The 19,739-nt window shown below is 72.6% G+C and carries 13 protein-coding genes; 5 read left to right on the top strand and 8 right to left on the bottom strand.

Annotated elements, in window-relative coordinates:
• Window positions 1-2: 2 nt before the first annotated feature.
• The 6 genes from FH715_RS11315 to FH715_RS11290 form a co-directional block, all read right to left on the bottom strand.
• Window positions 3-254 (bottom strand): hypothetical protein, encoded by a 252-nt coding sequence (locus FH715_RS11315; protein ID WP_139643990.1) that lies wholly within the window; start codon window positions 252-254, stop codon window positions 3-5.
• Window positions 254-8,905 carry a type I polyketide synthase gene (locus tag FH715_RS11310; protein ID WP_170184700.1) on the bottom strand — a complete coding sequence of 2,884 codons (8,652 nt, stop codon included), beginning with the start codon at window positions 8,903-8,905 and terminating at the stop codon, window positions 254-256. Before FH715_RS11310 ends, FH715_RS11315 begins: the two co-directional genes overlap by 1 nt.
• Before the next feature lie 56 nt (window positions 8,906-8,961).
• A complete protein-coding gene (locus FH715_RS11305; RefSeq protein ID WP_139643984.1) occupies window positions 8,962-10,308 on the bottom strand; it encodes an NAD(P)/FAD-dependent oxidoreductase in 1,347 nt (448 codons plus the stop codon).
• Window positions 10,309-10,334: 26 nt separating this feature from the next.
• Window positions 10,335-10,631 carry an acyl carrier protein gene (locus tag FH715_RS11300; protein WP_139643982.1) on the bottom strand — a complete coding sequence of 99 codons (297 nt, stop codon included), beginning with the start codon at window positions 10,629-10,631 and terminating at the stop codon, window positions 10,335-10,337.
• Between the two features lie 95 nt (window positions 10,632-10,726).
• A complete protein-coding gene (locus FH715_RS11295; protein ID WP_139643979.1) occupies window positions 10,727-11,548 on the bottom strand; it encodes a 4'-phosphopantetheinyl transferase family protein in 822 nt (273 codons plus the stop codon).
• Complete coding sequence (locus FH715_RS11290; RefSeq protein WP_139643976.1) at window positions 11,545-12,885, bottom strand: cation:proton antiporter; 1,341 nt, start codon at window positions 12,883-12,885, stop codon at window positions 11,545-11,547. The genes FH715_RS11295 and FH715_RS11290 overlap by 4 nt, the downstream gene beginning before the upstream one ends.
• A 479-nt stretch (window positions 12,886-13,364) precedes the next feature.
• Here FH715_RS11290 and FH715_RS11285 point away from each other — a divergent pair, with 479 nt between their 5' ends.
• A complete protein-coding gene (locus FH715_RS11285; protein WP_139643973.1) occupies window positions 13,365-14,504 on the top strand; it encodes an acyl-CoA dehydrogenase family protein in 1,140 nt (379 codons plus the stop codon).
• Window positions 14,501-15,979 carry an amino acid adenylation domain-containing protein gene (locus FH715_RS11280; RefSeq protein ID WP_139643971.1) on the top strand — a complete coding sequence of 493 codons (1,479 nt, stop codon included), beginning with the start codon at window positions 14,501-14,503 and terminating at the stop codon, window positions 15,977-15,979. Before FH715_RS11285 ends, FH715_RS11280 begins: the two co-directional genes overlap by 4 nt.
• Before the next feature lie 80 nt (window positions 15,980-16,059).
• Here the strand turns inward: FH715_RS11280 and FH715_RS11275 are convergent, their stop codons facing one another.
• Complete coding sequence (locus FH715_RS11275; protein WP_139643967.1) at window positions 16,060-16,701, bottom strand: response regulator transcription factor; 642 nt, start codon at window positions 16,699-16,701, stop codon at window positions 16,060-16,062.
• A 589-nt stretch (window positions 16,702-17,290) separates the two neighbouring features.
• Between FH715_RS11275 and FH715_RS28185 the strand changes: the two genes are divergently transcribed.
• Window positions 17,291-17,509, top strand: coding sequence for a hypothetical protein (locus FH715_RS28185; protein WP_211367555.1), 219 nt, complete (start codon window positions 17,291-17,293; stop codon window positions 17,507-17,509).
• A 119-nt stretch (window positions 17,510-17,628) separates the two neighbouring features.
• On the opposite strand, the gene FH715_RS11265 is transcribed toward FH715_RS28185, so the two are convergent.
• Window positions 17,629-18,435, bottom strand: coding sequence for a helix-turn-helix domain-containing protein (locus FH715_RS11265; protein ID WP_139643964.1), 807 nt, complete (start codon window positions 18,433-18,435; stop codon window positions 17,629-17,631).
• 71 nt (window positions 18,436-18,506) lie between these two features.
• Here FH715_RS11265 and FH715_RS11260 point away from each other — a divergent pair, with 71 nt between their 5' ends.
• Window positions 18,507-19,328 (top strand): phytanoyl-CoA dioxygenase family protein, encoded by an 822-nt coding sequence (locus FH715_RS11260; protein ID WP_211367553.1) that lies wholly within the window; start codon window positions 18,507-18,509, stop codon window positions 19,326-19,328.
• Window positions 19,325-19,636, top strand: a complete 312-nt coding sequence (locus FH715_RS11255; RefSeq protein ID WP_139643962.1) for a hypothetical protein — start codon at window positions 19,325-19,327, stop codon at window positions 19,634-19,636. Before FH715_RS11260 ends, FH715_RS11255 begins: the two co-directional genes overlap by 4 nt.
• Window positions 19,637-19,739: the final 103 nt, after the last annotated feature.

Here is a 19,739-nt window from a genome sequence, read left to right as displayed (position 1 = left end):
CGTTAACACCCCTCGGTGGATGATCGGTCTGTGTCGCGCAGGGTCGCGTGGTCGCGCCGGGGCACTCGGGGGAGCGGGCGGGGGGTCGGTGGCTTGCCGTTGATGAGCCTGTCGTCGAGGGTGAGGATCGTGCGCAGCAGGGCGAGCGTGCTCCAGCCGGGCCAGGCCGGCGCGAGCCGCGGACTCGGGCGGGCCGCCTCGGGGACGGTCGGCGCCGGCTCGTCCCGGCGGGCGGCCGTAGGCCGGGGGGACATCAGCCCCTCCCGCGGATCAGTGCCTCGACCGCGGCGGTCTCCGCCCGCAGTCGGGCGAGCAGGTCGTCGTCCCCGACCGGTGCCGGCGCCGACGGCCCCACTTCGGGCGGGGACGCCGCGCTGACCGGGTGCTCCGCCGTGGCGGGAGCCAGGCGTGGCGCCAGGTCCTCCTCCAGCCGGGCGGCCACCGCCTCACAGGTCGGGTGCTCGAAGACGAACGTCGCCGGCAGGGTGACGCCGAACCGGCGCTCCAACCGGATGCGCATCTCCAGCGACGTCACGGAGTTGAGGCCCAGTTCGAAGAAGCCGCCCGCCGGGTCCAGGTCGTCGTGGCGCTCCAGACCGAGCACGGTCGACGCCTCGGCCATCACCAGGTCGAGCAGCAGCCCCCGCCGCTCCTCGCCGGTCGTCGAGCCGAGCCGCGCCAGAACCTCATCGCACCCGGCGAACGACTCCCCTCCGTCGTCGGCCAGCTCGTCGAAGAGGGGCCAACGCAGCGCCTGGCGGTAGAGCGGCAGCAACAGGCCGAGGTCCGCGTCGGCGATCAGCACCGCACCGGGCGCGCCGGCCACCACCTGGTCCAACAGGTCGACGGCCCGCGCCGGGTCCAGCGGCTCCAGGCCGCCGCGCACCAGCCGCGCCCTGCTCTCGCCGTCCAGCATCCCGACGCCGTCCCACGGCGCCCAGGCGATGCCGTGCACCGGATCGCCCAGCGCCAGACGGCGCTCCACCAGCGCGCCCAGCAGCCCGTCCACCGGCGCCTGCGCCTCGGCGCCGACGGCGGCCCAGGACGAGGCGGCGGAGCCGAAGACCACGAACACGTCGAGGTCCAGGGCGGCTTCGGCGCAGGCCGCGTCCAGCAGCCAGGCGCCCCAGGCGCGCTCCCGCAGCGCCCGCGCCTGCTCCCCGGCGTCGGGGGCGGTGCCCTGCGGCAGGTCCCAGTCGACCGCCGCCCACACCACCCCGCCGACGGGGGCGCCACCGGCCGCCGCCTTCTCCAGTACCTGTCGCGCCCCGGCCCGGCTCTCCGGCGCGGACACGGACAGCACCTGGCCCGCGCCGCACTCGGTCAGCCAGGCCGTCAGCCGGCCGGCCAACTCGCCGCCGGCGCCCGCCACCACGTATGTCCGGTCGCCGCGCAGCCGCACGCGGGCCCGCACCGGACCGGGCCGGGGGAGGCGCACGGCCCTGGCCACCAGGCGGCGCCCCGCGCGGTGGGCTACCTGATCCTCACCGTCGCCGGCCAGCACGTCGGCCAGCACGTCGGCGGCGTCGGCCACGGACCCCTCGGAGAACGGGTCGAGGTCGATCGCCCCACCCCACACCGGGGGGCGGCCGATCCCGGCCACCGGCGCGAGCCGGCGCACGGCAGCGGCCAGCGCGGCGGGTCGTTCGTTCTCGTCGACGGCGACCGCGCCCCGCGTGACGTGCCACAGCGGTGGTGCGCCCGCCCCGTCCAGGAGCGCGGTCAGGGCCGGCAACCCGCCACAGAGCGCGGCCAGTTGGGCCAGCCCGGCCTCGTCGGGCGAACCGGTCGGCAGATCGAGCGCGCCCAGGTGCACCACCCCACGGCAGCCGTCGCCCCGCGCCAGCGCGCGCAGCGCGTCGGCCACCTCATCCGGCGTCGCGGGGTGTTCGCCACCGAGTAGCTGGTGCGCGTCGCCCCTGGCATACAGCCGCGCGCCGAGCGCGGCGGCGACGCCGCCACGGTCGGAGAGCAGCAGCCAGGTCCGGCGGTCGGCGTCCGCCTCGCCGGCCGTGCCGTTCGCGTCGGCGGCCCCGGCCTCGGCAGCCGCCCCGGCTTCCGCGGTCGCCGCCGCCGGTTCCCGCCACGCGAGGCCGAAGCGGCGGTCGGCCAGCGCGGTCCGCTGGTCGGCGGAGAGGACCAGGCCGCCGGGCGGGCCGAGCAGCACCTGCCGCAGCTCCGCCACCACCGTGCCGTCCTCCGTCGCGATCCACGCGTCCGCCGCGATCTCACGCGGGCCGGCCCCCACGGGGGCGGCGGTCCGCCGCGCGCCGACCAGCAGCCGGCCCTCGCCGACCGGTCCGCGCACCGCGAGCGACCCGATCCAGCGAGGGGCCGACGGCGACCCCGCCCCGATGCCCCGCTCGGTGCCGGCCAGCAACGTGGGAACGCGCAGCGCCAGTTCGAGCAGATCGGGCGGGAGCGTCCAGCGGCGTGCCGCCGGCCTCCGGTCGAAGGCGATCTCCACCGCGTCGCCACCCGTGGCGGCCGAGACCGCCACCGCGGCGCTCTCGCCGTGGCCCAGCTCGGCCAGCCACGCGGCGAGCGGATCCGTCAACGGTCCGTGGGCCCGTGCCACGTGGCGCTCCACCGGGCCGGCCACCGGCGTCAACCGGCCGGTGGCCACGGTCAGTTCGAGCCCCGGCTCCCAGGGCGACCCGACCGTCGCGGTGAACTCCCTGCCGCCGTCGCCGGACGCGTTCAGCACCACGCCGGCCCGGGTCACCCCTTCCGCCGCGACCGGCTGCGCGACGGGCAGCCGCACGTCGTTCAGGCACACCCGCCGCCGCCCGCCGAACTCGGCGGAGCCCGCGGCCAGCGCCAGCTCCAACCAGAGCGCGGCGGGTACGGCCAGCGCGTCGGGGTGCTCGGGGAGCGCGGCGGCCCCGACCCCGGCCAGCGCGTCCGGTGCCAGCGCGGCTGTGGCCAGCCGGGCGCGGCCCGACCCCGGCAGCCGCCGCGCGCGCCCCAGCAGCGGATGGTCGCCCGTCGCCGCCTCGGTCGGGCCTCCCGGGTCGGCCGACCTCGGCTCGTTGGGTACCCAGTAGGACCGGTGCTGCCACGGGTAGCGCGGCAGGCTCACCTGCCGGCCGCGCGGCAACACGCGCCGCCAGTCGACCGGTTGGCCGCCGGTGTGCAGCGCGGCCACCGCGGTGGCGAACGCCAGCGCACCGTCGGTGTCCCGCAGCAGCGAGTGCACGGTCAGCGGTGTGCCGCCGGCCGCCGCCACCTCCTGCTCCACGGGGGTCAACTGGATCGGATGCGGGGAGAGTTCGACGAACGTGTCGTGGCCGTCGGCAACGGCCGCGTTGACCGCGTCGGCGAAGCGCACCGGCCGGCGCAGGTTCTGTCCCCAGTAGTCGGCCGTCAGCTCCTCACCGTCCAGCGGGCCGCCGGTCACCGAGGAGTACACCGGCACCCGGGCCGAACCCGGCGCCAGCCCGGCCAGCGCGTCGACCAGAGCCATCCGCATCGGCTCCACCAGCGGACTGTGCGCGGGACCGCCCACGTTGGCGACGCGGAAGAACACCTTGCGCTCCCGCATCCGGGTGCCGAAGTCCTCCAGGGCGTCGCTCGCCCCGGAGACCACCGTGGACTGGCGGCTGTTCACCACGGCCACGCACAACCGGTCGCCGTAGTCGGCCAGTTCGGCCTCCGTCTCGTCGGCCCCGAGGCCGACCACCGCCATGCCTCCGCGCCCCACCAGGTCCTTCAGCAGGCGGCTGCGGCGGGCGATCACCTCCGCCGCCTGGTCCAGGCCGAGCGCCCCGGCGCACAGCGCCGCCGACGTCTCGCCCATGCTGTGCCCGATGACGGCGGCCGGCAGCACGCCCACCGCCCGCCACATCTCCACCAGCCCGTACTGGATGGCGAAGAGCAGGATCTGCTGGTCGGCCTCCGCGCCCGGCGCGTCGGAGACCGGGCTGCCGGCGGCCAGGGTCTCCCGCACCGACCAGTCGAGGTGGAAGGAGAGCGCCTCGTCGCAGCGCGCCACGGCCGTGGCGAACACCGGGTGCTCGGCAAGCAGGTCCCTGGCCATGCCGACCCACTGGGAGCCGTGCCCGGAGAAGACGAAGACCGGCCCGCGCCGCCGTTCCCCGGCGACCTGCCCCACGCTGGTGCCCGCCCCCGGAGCCGCCTCGGGGTCGCTCACGAACGCGTCCAGACGCGCCGCCAGTTCGGCGGCGTTCCCGCCCGTCACCACCAGCCGGTGGTCCAGCGCGCCGCGCCGCAGCGCCGCCGTGTGACAGACATCCACGGCCGCCGGCGCGTCCGCCGATCTCAGCAGGTCGCGGTGGGCCGCCGCCCGATCCGCGAGCGCCGGGCGGGTGGCGGCCGACAGCGGCAGCAGCAGCATCCCCGCCGGCGGCACGGAACCATCGCGCGCCGGTGGCTCCGCCGCGTCCGCCGGGGCCGTGGCGGCCGGGGCCTCGCCCAGCACCACGTGTGCGTTGGTGCCGCTCAACCCGAAGGCGCTCACCCCGGCGTACCGGGGTGCTCCCCCCGCAGGCCAGGCCACCGGTTCGGTCGGCACCCGGAACGGCAGCCGCTCCCACGGGATGTCGGGACTGGGCTCGGCGTGGTGCAGATGGCGCGGGATCACGCCGTGGCGGAGCGCGAGCACCGTCTTGATCATCCCGGCGACGCCCGAAGCGGCCTCCAGATGGCCGATGTTGGTCTTCACCGAGCCGACCACGCACGGCTCGCCCCGCTCGTCGCGCCCCAGCGCCTCGCCCAGGGCACGCAGCTCGATGGGGTCGCCCAACGGGGTGCCGGTGCCGTGCGCCTCCACATAGCCGATGTCGCCGGGGGAGACCCGGGCGTCGGCGAGCGCGGCGCGCACCAGCGCCGTCTGGGCCGGGCCGTTGGGTACGGTCAGGCCGCCGCTCGGCCCGTCCTGGTTGACGGCCGACCCCAGGACGACGGCCAGCACCTCGTCCCCGTCGGCCCGTGCCCGGCTGAGCGGCTTGAGCACCACCGCGCCGCAGCCCTCACCCCGGATGTAGCCGTCGGCCGAGGCGTCGAAGGTGGCGCAGCGACCGGCCGCCGACAGCGCTCCGGCGGCGGCGCTGGTCGCGTGGATGGTGGACCTGAGCATCAGGTTCACCCCGGCGGCGATCGCCATGTCGCTCTCCCCGGACCGCAGGCTGGCCACCGCCAGATGGACGGCCACCAGCGAGGAGGAGCAGGCGGTGTCCACGGCCAGACTGGGCCCCTGAAGACCCAGCAGATAGGAGAGCCGGCCCGGCGCGGCGCAGAACGAGACGCCGGTGCCGTAGCTCGCGTCCAGGTTTTCCGGGTGGCCCGTCACCAGCTGGTTGTAGTCCTGCGAGTTGATGCCGACGAAGACCCCGGTGCGGGAGCCGGAGAGCGCGTTGGCCCGCTGCCCCGCGTCCTCCAACGCCTCCCAGGCGACCTCAAGGAAGAGCCGGTGCTGGGGGTCGAGTGATCTCGCCTCGCGGGGGGCCACCCGGAAGAATCCGGCGTCGAAGTGGCTCACGTCCTGGTCGAGGAAGCCGCCGCGCCAGATCTCAGGACCGTCGAGGCGGCCCTCGGGCGCGGCCCGCACGGCGTCCACCCCCTCCCGCAGCAGCCGCCAGTAGCCGTCGGGCCCGTGGGCGCCGCCGGGGAACCGGCAGCCGATCCCGATCACCGCGATCGGCTCGGCCCCGGGCGCGGCGAGCGGAGCCCGCTCCGCCACCTCAGCCGACGGCCGGGGCACGGACTCCGGCGACACCGAGCGCGCGGGCCGCAGCGTGGCGAGAAACGCGGCCATCCGCTCCACCGTGGGATGGTCGAACGCGGCGGTCTTGGGCACCTTCACACCCAGCTCCTGCTGGAGCACCTGGCAGAGCCGCACCGCGCCCAGACTGTCCATGCCGAGCTCGGTGAAGCCGTGCTGGCGCCGCACCGACCGGCCGTCCGGCCGGCCGAGCACCCCGGCGACCGCCTCCGCCACCCGGTCGGCCAGCGCTTCCGCGTCGGGGGCCGCGGAAACGCCGGCCGAGGGGACGGAGGCGGTCGCCGGGGCGGGTGCGGCCACCGGGGGAGGCGTCGCCCCCGGCGTGCCGAGCCTCAGCCCGGAGGTCTCCGCCACCAGGCGCCCCTCGGCGTCGAACAGACGCAGCTCCGCACTGAGGTGACCCACGTCGGCGACGGGCGCCGCGGACTCGGGCGCGGCGCCCGCCGCCTCGGCCCCGTCCGCCGTCTCGAACCACAGCCGTTCGCCCTGCCACGGGTAGGTCGGAAGTCGGTGCGAACGCCCCCGACCGCCGCTGGCCGCTTCCCAGGCGGGAGCGTGGCCCAGCCGGTAGAGGGCGGCCAGCGAGGAGCGGGCGGTCAGCGCCCCGTCGGTGCCGCGCCGCAGCGTCGGCAGCACGGTGCCCTCGACGCCGGCGGCGCCCATGCACTGGTGCAGCGGCTGGGTCAGCGCCGGGTGCGGCCCCAGCTCGACGAAGGTGCGGTGCCCGGCGGCGAGCGCCTCGGCCACCGCTTCGGCGAAGGCGACGGGACGGCGCACGTTCCGCCCCCAGTGGGCGGCGTCGAAGCGCCGCTCCGCGTCGTGTCGGTGCTCCGGGCGGGTGGTGACGAGGACGGGCACGTCCGGCGTGCGCCAGGCCAGGCCCCGCAGCTGACGGGTCAGCCGCCGGCGGAACGGTTCCATCCGGGGGCTGTGGAACGCGTAACCGCCCGGGATGGCACGCCAGTTCACCTCCCGTGCGGTGAGCGTCGCGGTGAACTCGGCCAGCGCGTCGGCGTCGCCGGAGACGGCCACGCTGGTCGGGCTGTTGACGGCGGCCACGCTCAGCCGGTCGCCGTAGCCGGCCAGCAGTTCCTCGGTCTCCTCGGCGCCCAGGGCCACCGACGCCATCCCGCCGGCCCCCGCGGCCTCGGCGAGCAGCCGCCCGCGCCGGACCACCACGTCGACCGCGTCCGGCAGGCTGAGCGCGCCCGCCACCTGGGCGGCGGCGATCTCGCCCATGCTGTGGCCGATCACGGCCGCCGGCCGCACGCCCCAGGAGCGCCACAGCGCGGCCGAGGCGACCTGCACCGCGAAGATCACGGGCTGGGCGATCGCGGTGTCGGCCAGCCGGCTGTGCTCCTCCTCCCTGTCCAGCTCGGCGAGCACCGACCAGCCGGCCGTGTCGCGTATCAGCGCGTCGCAGCGCCGCAGCGTCTCGCCGAACGCGCCCGGTTCCTCGACCAGTTCGCGGGCCATGCCGGGCCACTGGCCGCCCTGCCCGGAGAAGACGAAGCACGGCCCGGTCGGCGCCTCGGCATCCGGGTCGAGGGCGTCGCCTTCCGGCTCCGCCTCGGACCCGCGTTCCAGGAACGCGCCCAACTCGGCGAAGAGTTCCGGCGCGGTGCGGCCAGCGACCGCCAGCCGCCACTCGCGGTGGTGGGTGCGCCGCTCGGCCGCGGTGCGCACATAGGCCGACAACTCGGCCGCGGTATCCGCCCCTTCGAGGGGCGGGGCCGGCGGGGCGGGGGAGGCCAGCGCGTCCAGCCGTTCCCGGTGCGCCTCGGCCAGCGCACGCAGCGCGCCGCCGGAGCGGGCGGACAGCGGGAGCAGCAGCGCCGGCCTGGCGCCCTCGGGGCGCTCGGCCGGGGGCCGCGGGGGCGGCTGCTCCACCAGGACGTGGGCGTTGGTGCCGCTGAGTCCGAAGGCGCTCACCCCTGCCACGCGCCGGACGTCGTCGCCGCCGGAGGGGAAGGCGGTCCGCTCCGTCGGCACGTCGACGCCCCAACGGTCCCACCGGATCATGGGGTTGGGCCGGCTCAGGTGCAGATGCGGCGGCACCTCGCCGTGCCGGACCGCCAGGGCGGCCTTCAGCAGCCCGGCGGCGCCGGCCGCCGCGTCGGTGTGGCCGATGTTGGTCTTCACCGAGCCGACCAGCAAGGGATCGCCCGCCGCCCGCTCGGCCCCGTACACCTTGGCCAGCGCGCCCATCTCGATCGGGTCGCCCAGCGGCGTGCCGGTGCCGTGTGCCTCGACGTAGCCGACCCGGTGCGGGGCGAGCCCGGCCGTGCGCAGCGCGTCCCGCATCAGCGATTCCTGCGCGCCGCCGTTGGGCACGGTCAGTCCGGCGCTGTGCCCGTCGTGGTTGACGGCGGTGCCCCGGACGACGGCGAGGATGTCGTCGCCGTCGGCCAGGGCGTCGGCCAGCCGGCGCATCACCAGCACGGCGCAGCCGTCGCTGCGGACAATGCCGTCGGCCGACGCGTCGAAGACCTTGCACCGTCCTTCCTTGGACAGGGCGCCGATCTGCGACATGTAGACGGAGAGTTCGGGAGAGAGGACCAGGCTGACGCCGCCGGCCAGCGCGTAGTCGGACTCGCCGGTGAGCAGGCTCTGGCGGGCCAGATGGACCGCCACCAGCGAGGAGGAGCAGGCGGTGCTGATGGACAGGCTCGGCCCGTTGAGTCCGAGCAGATAGGACAGGCGGCCCGAGGTGAAGCTCTGCTCCTTGCCGGATGCGTACCACGGGTCGATCCCGCGGACCCCCGCCTGTTGCGCGTGCAGCAGGAAGTAGTCCGCGCCCAGACTGCCCATCAGCACCGACGTCCTGGAGCCGGACAGCTCCCCGGGGACGATGCCCGCGTTCTCCAGCGCCTCCCAGCTGACCTCCAGCAGCATCCGCTGCCGCGGGTCCATCTGGCGGGCCTCGTGCCGGGCGATGCCGAAGAAGCCGGCGTCGAAACGGGTCTCGTCCTCGATGAACCCGCCCCAGCGGGAGTACATCGCGCCGCGCGCGCCCGGCTCCGGGTCGTAGTACCGCTCCACGTCCCAACGGGACGGCGGTACCTCGGAGATGGCGTCGCCGCCGCTCACCAGGAGGCGCCACAGACCGTCGGGGTCGGTGACCCCGCCGGGGAAGCGGCAACCGGCGCCCACGATGGCCACGGCACCCCGCGCACCGGGTTCCTCCCGCGGGACGAGGGGAGGCTGTCGGCTCCCCATCAGAACATCGGGGCCGAGCTGGGGGCGGAAAGGCTGCCCAGATGCCGGTGCCACAGGTGGTCGGGGTTCTCCTCGACCACCCGGACGATCCTCCGCATCGCCGCCAGGGCTTTGGGCTCGTCATCGTCGTAGACGTCGCCCTGGAGCATTTTCAGGACGTCGAGCCGGTACCGGGGGTCCTGCACGAAGGCGGTGAAGAGAATGTTCAGCCGGTAGTAGACGGAGATGAACTCGTACCAGTTGTTGACCCCGCGCCTGAGCGTCCGCTCGTACTGCGAGAAACTCTCCCGCCGAAAGTCGTCCTTCTCCGCGGCGGCGATGATGTCCTTGCAGGCGATCCTCGCGCTGTTCAGCGCGACGCTCACCCCGCTGGAGAAGATCGGGTCCACGAAACGCGCCGCGTCACCGATCAGCGCGAAACCGTCGCCGACGATCTGCCGCATTCCGTAGCTGTAGTCGCCCTCCGCCTTGAACGGGCGCACCTGATCGGAATCCTCCAGCGCCTTCCGCAGCTCCGGACGGCTTCCCACGCACTCCCAGAAGAATCCCTCCAGGTCATCCTTCGAGGCGGAGAACTGGCTCTTCTGAGTGACGACTCCCACGCTCGTTATCGTGTCGGTGATGGGGATCTGCCACACCCATGTGTCGGTGATCGGCAGGAAGTGGATGAAGATGTAGTCGGCCTTCTCGCCGGTGGGCGCCAACGCCGTCCGGTCCAGTCCCTCGAACCAGGCGTGGATGGCGTACTGGTTGAACACCGGGTCGGGCACCTTCAGCCTGAGCTGCCGGCCCAGGAAGGTGTTGCGCCCGCTGGCGTCCACCACCATGCGGACCTTCACGCCGACCTCGTTGCTCCCCAACGGCAGCTGGATCACCGGCCGTTCGCCGTCGAAGTCGACCCGGCGCACCCGGATGCCCTCGAAGACCTTGGCCCCCTGGGCGTTGGCGTGCTGGAGCAGCATCAGGTCGAACTTGCCCCGGTCCACGTGGTACGTGTAGTCCTGCCCCACGCCCGGCTGGTCGCGCTCGTTGAACTCGATCTCGGCGAATCCCAGACCGTTGTTCAGCCCCTGGAAGCCCAGGTGGGGCACGTCGCCCTCGACGGCCGACGTCCAGGCGGCGCCGAACTTGCGGGGGAAGCCCGCCTGATCGACCAGGTCGAGCGCGCCGATCTCCCGCAGCACCGGCGTGGTGGCCGGCACCAGCGACTCACCGACGTGCGGCCGGGGGAAGTTCTCTCCCTCGAAGACCGCGACGCTCAGCCCCGCCCTGGCGAGGTACGAGGCGGCGGTCGAACCCGCGGGGCCGCCCCCGATGATTCCAATGTCGTAGTCGACCTCGGACATCTCCAGCTCCTCTCGGTCTTCCTGTCTCAGGCTCTGGCCAGCGGATCGTTCTCAAGGGAAAGGACGAGCTCGGTGATCTTCTCCAGGTTCTTGAAGTTCGATCCGACGATCATCTCCGGCGGCACGAAGAGGCCGTAACGGTCCTGGATGAAGGCGATCAGCTCCGTCGTGCTGATGGAGGTGAGAATTCCCCATTCCAGCAGGGGGGTGGTCGCCTCTATGCCCGTCTCGCCCTCCGGTAGGAAGCGCGCTTCGAGGAAGTCCTTCACTTCCTTGAGGACGGCGTCGTGCCCGCCGGCCGAAACGGGAGTTGTTTCCGACATGGTGCATGACCTCCGGGAGCTTCTGGGGGCGCATGGAACTGCTGTCTGGCAGGCTCACTCCACGGTATCCAGGCGCCACCGCCGAATTCTTCCTCTCACTTGATGAACCGTGGACTCGCGCTTTGTGATGAAAGGGCGGCCGGACGTCCGGCACTCAGGGGGGAGACTCCTCCCCGCAGTGGGCTGCCGGGCGGCGGTTCCCAGGCGACCGCGCCCGCGAGCCCCGCGGGCAGCCGAAGATCGCGTACGACGAACCGGCCGCCGGGGCGTCCGTCCACCGCGACCACCGTCGTGCTCCGGTCGGCGACTCGGCTCCTGACGGCTGTGGAGGAACCCAACCCGGTCTCGATCCTGGACAGTCCGGCGGCGAGACCGGTGCCCAGCGCCTTGGCGACCGCCTCCTTCCGGGTCCAGCAGCGGTGGAAGACCACACCGCGCGCGGCCGGCTCCGTGCTCCTCAGCCGGCGCTGCTCGGCGGGGGTCAGGCAGACCTTGGCCAGCCCGGTGACATCGCGGTCGCCGAGCAGCTCGATGTCGGCACCGACGCGTCCGCCGCCGGGCGCCAGGGCCAGCAGCCAGTGCGGGCCGCTGCGCGAGAGGCTGAGGGTCAGCGGTGTGCGGGGAGCGAACAGCCGCGGCGGGCCGTGCTCGAAGCTTCCGCAACCGGGGCAGGAGGAGCGGCCGATCACCACGTCCTCGGGTCCGCAGCGCAGCCGGTCGGCGAGGATGCGGCGCGTGGCCAGCCGGTGGACCAGGTACCAGATGCCCTCCGCCGCGTGCACGAAGGTCCCCGCGCGTTCCCGCTCCGCGGGCGTCGGAAGCGGGAGCGCGGCGCCGCGCCTGCCCCGCCCGGCGACCGAGCCGTACCAGACCTCCAACTCGGGGGTGGCCAGCACCCGGACGCCGCACCAGGTCATCGTCGGCCGCCGGCGGTCTGCCGACCCGTGCCGGACGGCGGAACCTGATCGGGCGCCGAGGAAACCGCCCCGGACGGGCCCTCCTCCGCCGAGCCGTCGGCGCCCGCCGGGGCGGCTCGCGCCAGGTGCAGGAACGGTCCGGCCATGGCGGTCGTGACCAGTGCCATCAGCACCATCATGGTGAACAACTGGTCGTCGATGATGCCGAGTTGCCGGCCGACGTCGAGAATGACGATCTCGGTCAGGCCCCGGGTGTTCATCAGGGCGCCGAAGACGCTCGCCTCACGCCAGCCCATCCCGGACAGCCGTGCCGGCAGCGCGGCCCCGCAGAACTTGCCGACCACCGCCGTCACCACGATCAGCAGCAGCGTCCACAGCCCGGACCAGCCGAGTGCGCCGATATCCACCGAGAGCCCCGTGACGATGAAGAAGACCGGCAGCAGCAGCGCCGCCACCTTCTCCATCGGCGCGGCGACCGCCCGTGCCAGCGCCGGCCCCGTGCCGCGCGGCATCACCAGGCCGAAGGCGAACGCGCCGAAGATCGCGTGGATGCCGATCCAGGACGTGGCATACGAGGAGAGGAAGACCCCCGAGGCGATCACCACCAGCAGGCTCGCCGAGTCGCCGTCCCGGCCCGAGCGCCTCAGCAGGGCCGTCAGCAGCGGTCGCACCAGCAACCCCATCAACGCCCCGTACGCCACCGACAGCAGGACCACTCGCACGAACTGCCCGTGCCCCCCGGCCTCGGCCAGCGCCACCACCAGGACCAGAACGCACCACGCCACCACGTCACCTATCGCCGCGCAGGCCATGGCGGTGGTGCCCACCCGGGTCTCCGACAGCCGGCCGTCCCTGACGATCCGGGCGAGCACCGGGAACGCCGTGATGGAGAAGGCCGTTCCGACGTAGAGCGCGAAGGTGCTGGCGTCCACTCCGTCCCCCGCGTGCTGGGAGAACATCACTCCTGCCGCGCCCAGCCCCAGCAGGAACGGGACGGCCATCGAGAAGCCGGCCATCCCCCCGACCGCCCGCCCCCGGCCGCGCAGCCGGCTCAGGTCCAGTTCCCAGCCGGCGAGAAACATGAAGAGCAGCAGCCCGATCTGGGCGATGGCCGAGAGCATCGGGCGGGCGTCGTCGGGGAAGATCCGTTGGGGCAGATCGCCGGGGAGCAAGCCCAGCAGGCTGGGGCCGAGCATGATTCCGGTGGCGATCTCGGCCACCACGGGGGGTTGGCGCAGCCGGCGGCTGAGCGCCACCATCGCGGTCCCCGCCAGCAGCACGATCGCCACGTCGGCGACCACCACCGCCTCCAGGGGCAGACCATCGGCGCTCGCCATCAGACCTCCAGGGAGGGGGAGAAGAGGGGGAGGCACGGCGGCGCGGGGCGTCCCAGCCGGCCTGTGGGCAGTCTCCTCCGCCGGTCGGGGGCACCACCATTGGCCTTGGGAGCGAAACCCGCCGCGCCGTCGGTGACGGGCGGGGGGACTTAAGGAGGACGGCGAGCCGAAGTGATGAGCAGGGCGGCCCGCGGACCGCACCTTCGACGGAGAACAACGGTGCGAACAGTCGAGCCGGCACCCGGCGCCGCCGGGGAGCCCGGGAGGGGCCCGGCGGTCCCCGCACCGGCAAAACGAGCCTTGCTAGCCAGCAGAGGGGCTGTTATACATGGCAGCCGGAGAATTAATTCTCCGATGAAGGATGTTACGGGGCGTTACTTTCTCTGCTGCGTCGACTCGGCAGCAGCACTCTCGGACCTGGGCGTTTCGCCCGCTGGCACGGCTCACCACCTCTCACGCTACGACCACGGAGAGTGCATATGGAGTTCAGCTGGAGTGCCGAACAACAGGAGCGTCACACCAGGACCCTGGACGCGGTCCGGAGGCGCTTCCCCGAGACCAGCGGGGCGCCACGGGTGCCCTACAGCCGTTCTGACTGGCGAGCCTTGGGCGAACTGGGCCTGCTGGGCGCCTGCGTTCCGACGGAGTACGGTGGCGCGGGCCTCGGCGCCCTGGACACCGCGCGGCTCTACGAGGCGCTGGGCGAGGGCTGTTCCGACACCGGCCTGGTCTTCGCGGCCAGCGCCCACCTCTTCGCCTGCGCGGTGCCCCTGTCCGACTTCGGAAGCGAAGAGCTGAGGAAGCGCTACCTGCCCGGCCTGGTGGACGGAAGCACCATCGCGGGCAACGCCATGACGGAGGCCGACGCCGGGTCCGACATCTCCCGACTGTCCGTCACCGCCACGCGTGTGCGCGGGGGTTACGTGTTGAACGGGCAGAAGACGTTTGTGAGCAACGGCCCCGTCGCCGATCTGCTGGTCACCTACGCCACCACCGACCCCGAGTCGGGACACCTCGGCCAGACGGCGTTCGTCGTCGAGGGGACGGCCGACGGTGTCAGCAGAAGCGAGCCGTTCGAGAAGATGGGCCTGCGCTCCTGTCCGGGCGGAGGCGTCCGCTTCACCGACTGCTTCGTCTCCGACGACCAGGTGATCGGCCGCCCCGGGATGGGCGCCGCCATCTTCCAACACTCCATGGGCTGGGAACGCGCCTGCCTCTTCGCCGGCTATCTGGGCCTCTCCGCCAGACTGGTGGACCGCGCCGTGGCACACGCGAGGGAACGCCGCCAGTCCGGCCGCCGCATCGGCGCGTTCCAGGCCGTCTCGCACCGGATCGTCGACATGAAGCTCCGACTGGAGAGCGGTCGGTTGCTCCTCTACCGCGCCTGCTGGGAGATGGACCGCGGCGGGCCGGCCAGGCTGCCCGTCGCGCTCTCCAAGCTCGCCGTCTCCGAGGGCACCGTCGCCAGCGCGATGGACGCCGTGCGGGTCTTCGGCGGACGGGGCTATCTCGCCGACGAGGGGATCGAGGCGGCGCTGCGCGACGCGATGCCCTCGGTGCTCTTCTCCGGCACGAACGAAATCCAGAAGGAGCTGGTGGCAAGGGAGTTGGGGCTGTGAGACTGGAGGATCTGGTCGCCTCGGCGGCCCGCGTCGCTCCCGATTCCCCCGCTGTCCGGGCGCCCGACGGCGAACTGACCTACCGTCAACTCGACGCTCTGGCCGAGCGGTACGCCGCCGCACTCGCCGCCCGGGGCGTGGGGGCCGGCGACCGGGTGGTGATCTGGTCCGGGAAGAGCCTGCACGCGGTCGCGCTGATGCAGGGCTGTCTGCGGGTGAACGCGGTCTACGCCCCCGTCGCCGAGTCCAACCCGCCCACCAGGCTGGCGAAGATCGCCGACGGCTGCACCGCGGCCCTGGTGGTCACCGATGCCGAGGGCCTGGAGCGCGTGCCCGAGGCGTCGGCCGTCAAGGCGCCGGTGCTCTCCTTCGGCGAGCTGCTCGCCGAGCCGGTGTCAGATGCCCCGACCGGGGCCGTCCGCGCCGTCGGTGGCCCGGACGACCCCGCCTACCTCCTCTACACCTCGGGCTCCACGGGAGACCCCAAGGGCGTCTGCGTCAGTCACCGCAACGCCCTTGCCTTCGTCGAGTGGGCCGTTGACCACCTCGGACTGGGGCCCGGGGACCGGCTGGCCAACCACGCGCCGTTCAACTTCGACCTGTCGGTCTTCGACCTCTACGCGGCCTTCGCCGCCGGAGCCGAGGTCCATCTGATCCCCCAGGGCGTCGCCTACGCGCCCGAGTTGCTGGTGCGCCTGCTCTTCGAGCGCCGGATCACCGTCTGGTACTCGGTACCCTCGGCACTGACCCTGATGATGAGCAAGGGCGGGCTCCTCGACCAGGACCCCCCGCGGCACCTGAGGATCTGCCTCTTCGCCGGCGAACCGTTTCCGCTGCCCTACGCGCAGCGGCTTCGTGCCCACTGGCCGGACGTGCGGATGTTCAACTGGTACGGGCCGACCGAGACCAACGTCTGCACGTCCTACGAGGTCACGGCCGATGACCTCGCCCGCTCCACTCCGCTGCCCATCGGCACGGCGGCCTCCGGCGACACCCTCGAACTGCGCGGGGGCGAGGAGGAGGACGTACGAGAGCTGTGGGTCTCCGGGCCCTCCGTGATGCTCGGCTACTGGGGACGTGAGCCGCAACGCGGGGCCTATCCCACCGGAGATCTCGTGCGCGAGACCCCCGACGGGAATCTCGAATACGCGGGGCGCAGGGACCACATGGTGAAGATCCGTGGGCAACGGGTCGAACTCGGTGAAATCGAGAGCGTACTCGACAGTCACCCTTCGGTGGCTGACTCCGCGGTGGTCGTCGTCGGTGAAGGGCTCCGGGCGGCGTTGCATGCCGTCATTGTCCCGCAACCGGGGAGTAGGGTTTCGTTTCTTTTGCTCAAGCAATGGTGTGCCGAGAGGCTTCCCGTCTATATGCTCCTTGACGTGCTGCATACGGTGGATGAACTGCCGAGGACGGAAAACGGAAAGAAAGACCGGATGGGTATGGCGGAGAAGATAGAGTCGGGCCGATTCTGACGCGCCGTAAATCAACCTTAGTGGGCCTCCTCCAGAGTTCTGGAAGAGGCCCACTGGCAGTCGGTCCGGTAATTCGGAGGTCAGGCTCCCGCCGTGGCGAGCACCGGCACACCGACGCGCACCATGCCGATCTCGTACGCGTAGATCACCGCGTGTACCCGGTTGCGCAGGTCGAGTTTGTCGAGCATCCGCTGGACATGGGACTTGACCGTGCTCTCGCTCACGAAGAGCGCGGCGGAGATCTCCGCGTTGCTCAGGCCTCGGGCGATCAGCTGGAGGACGTCGGACTCCCGCCTGGTCAGGTGCCCGAGACAGACCCCGACGGTCGGCTCCTCGCCCATCACCGGGGGCCCGTGGTCGGCGGGCATCCCGTGGGGCAGGAAGAGCGCGTAGCCGGCGGCCACCAGTCGGACCGCCGAGACGATCTGCTCGGGGCTCGACTGGTTGAGGAGCAGTCCGCGTACGCCGAACTGGGGAAGTCGGTACACCCGTTCGTCGACCTGGTCCACCAGGACCAGCACGGGAGGCGGCTTGCCGGAGCCGTTGGTGGTCAGCCTGCGGATCCCGGCGGTGTCGAGCGAGTCCGTGGTCGCGTCCAGGACGACGAGGTCCGGCTGTAATTGGCCGATGCTGTCGATGGCCTTGCCGATGTCCGCCGCGTCCCCGGCCACTTTCAAGTCCTCGTTGCTTTCCAGAAGTGAGCGGTATCCAGCCCTGGTCACGGTCTTCTCGTTGACTACGAGTATTCGAGTGGTGGCTGCTGTCTGTGACACGATCCCCCCGAAAGATCAATCGGTCCGAGCCTGAATTAAGGTAGCACAGCCGGTCACTTGTGTGAATCCCCTGAATGCGCGTGAGGCGTGAACGCAAGGTTCGGGATTCTGTAAGTGGAATCTGCATTGCGGAGTTGGTCACCTAGCGTGAGAAAGTGGAGGGGCGGTTTGTCTGGTGGTGTGGGGGTCTTCGCTCGGATGGCCGTGGATGCCTGGTTTCTGATTCTTTTGGTTGAAAAACTGAGTGACTGGTGTGGCTGTTGAGATGCCTGATGGGTCGTCGATGTCCTGTTCATTTCGGTGCAACAATTCCGACATCCCATGGAGTTGCATTCTCCGATGCCGCGACGAATTCCCCTGACCGGACTCAACGGCGGCCCCGACGGCGAGCAGGAGCCGGCAGAGCGCGATGAACGGCTGTATATCTGCCGGGTGGCAGATATTGTCGACGCGCTGACCACGGGGAGAGAGGGAGGCCGGCGACGGGGACGCGCGTGGGGGCGAAGCGATCTCCTCGGCCGCGGACGTGGACTCGCTCGTGGGCGCCTTCGGCGTGGTACTGGTCGATGAGCTCGCCAAGGTAGCGCGCCTGGACCAGTTCGTCGCGCGGGTGGTCGCCGCGGACGCGTGGGGTGGCGGCGAACCAGTTGACGATCTGGAAGGAGCCGGCTCCTCGTCGGTCGGCACCGGTGAACGCGCCGCAGCCGAACTCGGTGATGACGGCGGGCCTGCCGTGCTCGCGCACCAGGCCGCGTAGCCGCTCGGCGTAGCCGGCCTGGTTGCTGACGTTGACCGCGTACTTTACCGGGCCGTCGCCGGCAAGCGGCTTCGACCACGGCGCCCTGGCCGACCTGTGTCGCCACCCCGCCGCCGGGCTCACGGAGTTGGCCCCGGGACGCCTTCGTCCGCCAAGTGCCGGACGGCCCGGGGGGAGGCACCGAGCTCCCGCCGGCACGCCTTGTTGAACGCCTGGAGGTCGGGGATGCCGACCTGGGCGGCGATCGCGGGAATGGAGAGGGTGGACTCGCGCAGCAGATGCCGGGCGCGGGCGATCCGGCGCCGGCGGATGTAGGCGACGACCGTGTCGCCGGTGGCGGCGCCGAAGAGCCTGGTCAGGTGGTTGTGGGAGACGCCGGCCGCGTGGGCGACGGCCGGCACGGTGAGGGCCTCGGCGAGGCGGGCCTCGATATACGCGATCGCGGTGTCGACGGCCGGGTGCGGGGTCTTCCCCCGCCCCTGGGGCGAGCCGGGCGGGGCGAGATGGGCGACGCGCCACAGGACGGCCCAGATCTCCGCCGCGGCACGGACGGGAGTGCCGGGCCAGGCGGCCACGGCCTGCTTCATGTGGGAGGAGAGCAGGGGCAGTTCGGATCCCGCGTCCTGCATGACGGGCACGGTGCGACGCTCGCCGGCGCCCGGCAGGCGCAGATGCGCGAAGAGGTGCTGGCACCGGGAGCGATAGCGGTAACGGACAGTCGTGGCCGGCGGCACGAGGCTGATCCGGCCGGGGCGGATGGCGTGGTGCGTGCCGTCCACGGTGAGATCGGCCTCGTACGGATACAGGTGGAGCTGCCACAGGTCGGGCAGCCGAAAGACGTCGACCTGCCCGGCCGGGCCGTGGAAGCCGACCCCGACGCTCGTCACCACGGGGGGCTCGGCGAGGCTTACGACGGTCTCCCTCATGGTGAGAAATTACCAGTGGAGAGGGAGCCGGACCCACGCGTGGACGGGCGCGCCCCGCCTACCGTGGCGCCATGACGACGACAATCGCACCCAAGCTGCTCACGTCGGTGCAGATGGCACACTTCGTCTCGCACGGCTCGCTGCGGCTGGACGCCGTGGTGCCACCGGAGCTCAACGCCGAGGCCGTGGAGGTCCTGCGGGACGGCGTCCGGGCGGCGCCCCACGGCACGCCGGCCACCCTGGCGTACCCCGAGGGGTCCTTCGTGCGGCGGCTCATCGAACTCGACGAGCTGGCGGGCGTGTTGCACAGCCTCGTCGGCCCGGAGCCGAACATCGACCACCACGCCGTGCACGTGCGTCAGCCACGCGAGGGGCAGGCGCAGCCGCTCCACGCGGACGCCATCATCGACGTGCGGTCGGACGCGTTCGACGTCCAGCTCATGTACTACCCGAGCGAGGTGACGCTTGAGATGGGCGGCACACTCAGCGTGCCCGGCAGCCATCTGCGGCGCACGAACGAGAGCGACACCGGCCGCTACCAGAATCTGCGGGGTCAGAGCCGGCTGGTGTGCCCGGCGGGGACCGTGGTGTTTATGCACCACGGTCTGTGGCACGGTGGCCGGCGCAACGACAGCGACTCCCCGCGCTACATGTTCAAGATCCGCTTCAACCCGACGGTGCGGCAGCGGCGGCTCTGGGACACCTCCGACCTGCACGACCCGCGGGTGGCGGCGGAACTGGACGCCGACTTCCCCTGGTACGAGCACGCCACGGGCCGCCTGGAACGGTACAACCGCGTTCTGCTGTGGCGGTCCCTGACCGGCGACGAGGACTTCGACCTGGAGCACTGGGTCACCCGCGTCTCCAACCGGCCTCGGGGAGCCGCGGCATGAGCGCCCCGCGTCCCGTCCCCGCGTCCACCGTCCGCCAGCGGCTCCTGGTGCTGTACCTGTCGACCTCCGCGCTGGACTCCGCAGTCGTCGGCTGGGCGCACTACGACGGCACCGGCCGCACCTCGCCGACCACGGGCGACAGCGAGGAACCGCCCTACGCCACGGGCGTGGCGGCCCTGTGCGACGGCTGGCGGCTGATCCAGGCCGCTCAGCTCATCCCGCCCTACCCCGGACACGAGTACGAGGTGTCCTATCTGAAGCACGAGTTCTTCTTCGAGAAGCTCGTCGACCTCGGCGACGGCCGGTAGCGCCAACGGTCGGCCCGTGCCGACCTGTTGACCGGGTCCCCCTCGCCGGGGGTGAGGGGGACCCGGGAGTGGTGCCGGTTCAGCGCGCCGTCAGGCGGCGGCG

It is taken from the genome of Streptomyces sedi (assembly GCF_006335015.1).
GTDB lineage: Bacteria > Actinomycetota > Actinomycetes > Streptomycetales > Streptomycetaceae > Streptomyces > Streptomyces sedi.
The sequence above is the reverse complement of the archived record's forward strand: the minus strand, read 5'-3'. Positions and strand labels throughout refer to the sequence as shown.

Coding starts and splice junctions, on each gene's coding strand:
- FH715_RS11315 (WP_139643990.1), bottom strand. CDS start 254: ATGTCCCCCCGGCCTACGGCCGCCCGCCGGGACGAGCCGGCGCCGACC.
- FH715_RS11305 (WP_139643984.1), bottom strand. CDS start 10,308: ATGTCCGAGGTCGACTACGACATTGGAATCATCGGGGGCGGCCCCGCG.
- FH715_RS11300 (WP_139643982.1), bottom strand. CDS start 10,631: ATGTCGGAAACAACTCCCGTTTCGGCCGGCGGGCACGACGCCGTCCTC.
- FH715_RS11295 (WP_139643979.1), bottom strand. CDS start 11,548: ATGACCTGGTGCGGCGTCCGGGTGCTGGCCACCCCCGAGTTGGAGGTC.
- FH715_RS11290 (WP_139643976.1), bottom strand. CDS start 12,885: ATGGCGAGCGCCGATGGTCTGCCCCTGGAGGCGGTGGTGGTCGCCGAC.
- FH715_RS11285 (WP_139643973.1), top strand. CDS start 13,365: ATGGAGTTCAGCTGGAGTGCCGAACAACAGGAGCGTCACACCAGGACC.
- FH715_RS11265 (WP_139643964.1), bottom strand. CDS start 18,435: ATGAGGGAGACCGTCGTAAGCCTCGCCGAGCCCCCCGTGGTGACGAGC.
- FH715_RS11260 (WP_211367553.1), top strand. CDS start 18,507: ATGACGACGACAATCGCACCCAAGCTGCTCACGTCGGTGCAGATGGCA.
- FH715_RS11255 (WP_139643962.1), top strand. CDS start 19,325: ATGAGCGCCCCGCGTCCCGTCCCCGCGTCCACCGTCCGCCAGCGGCTC.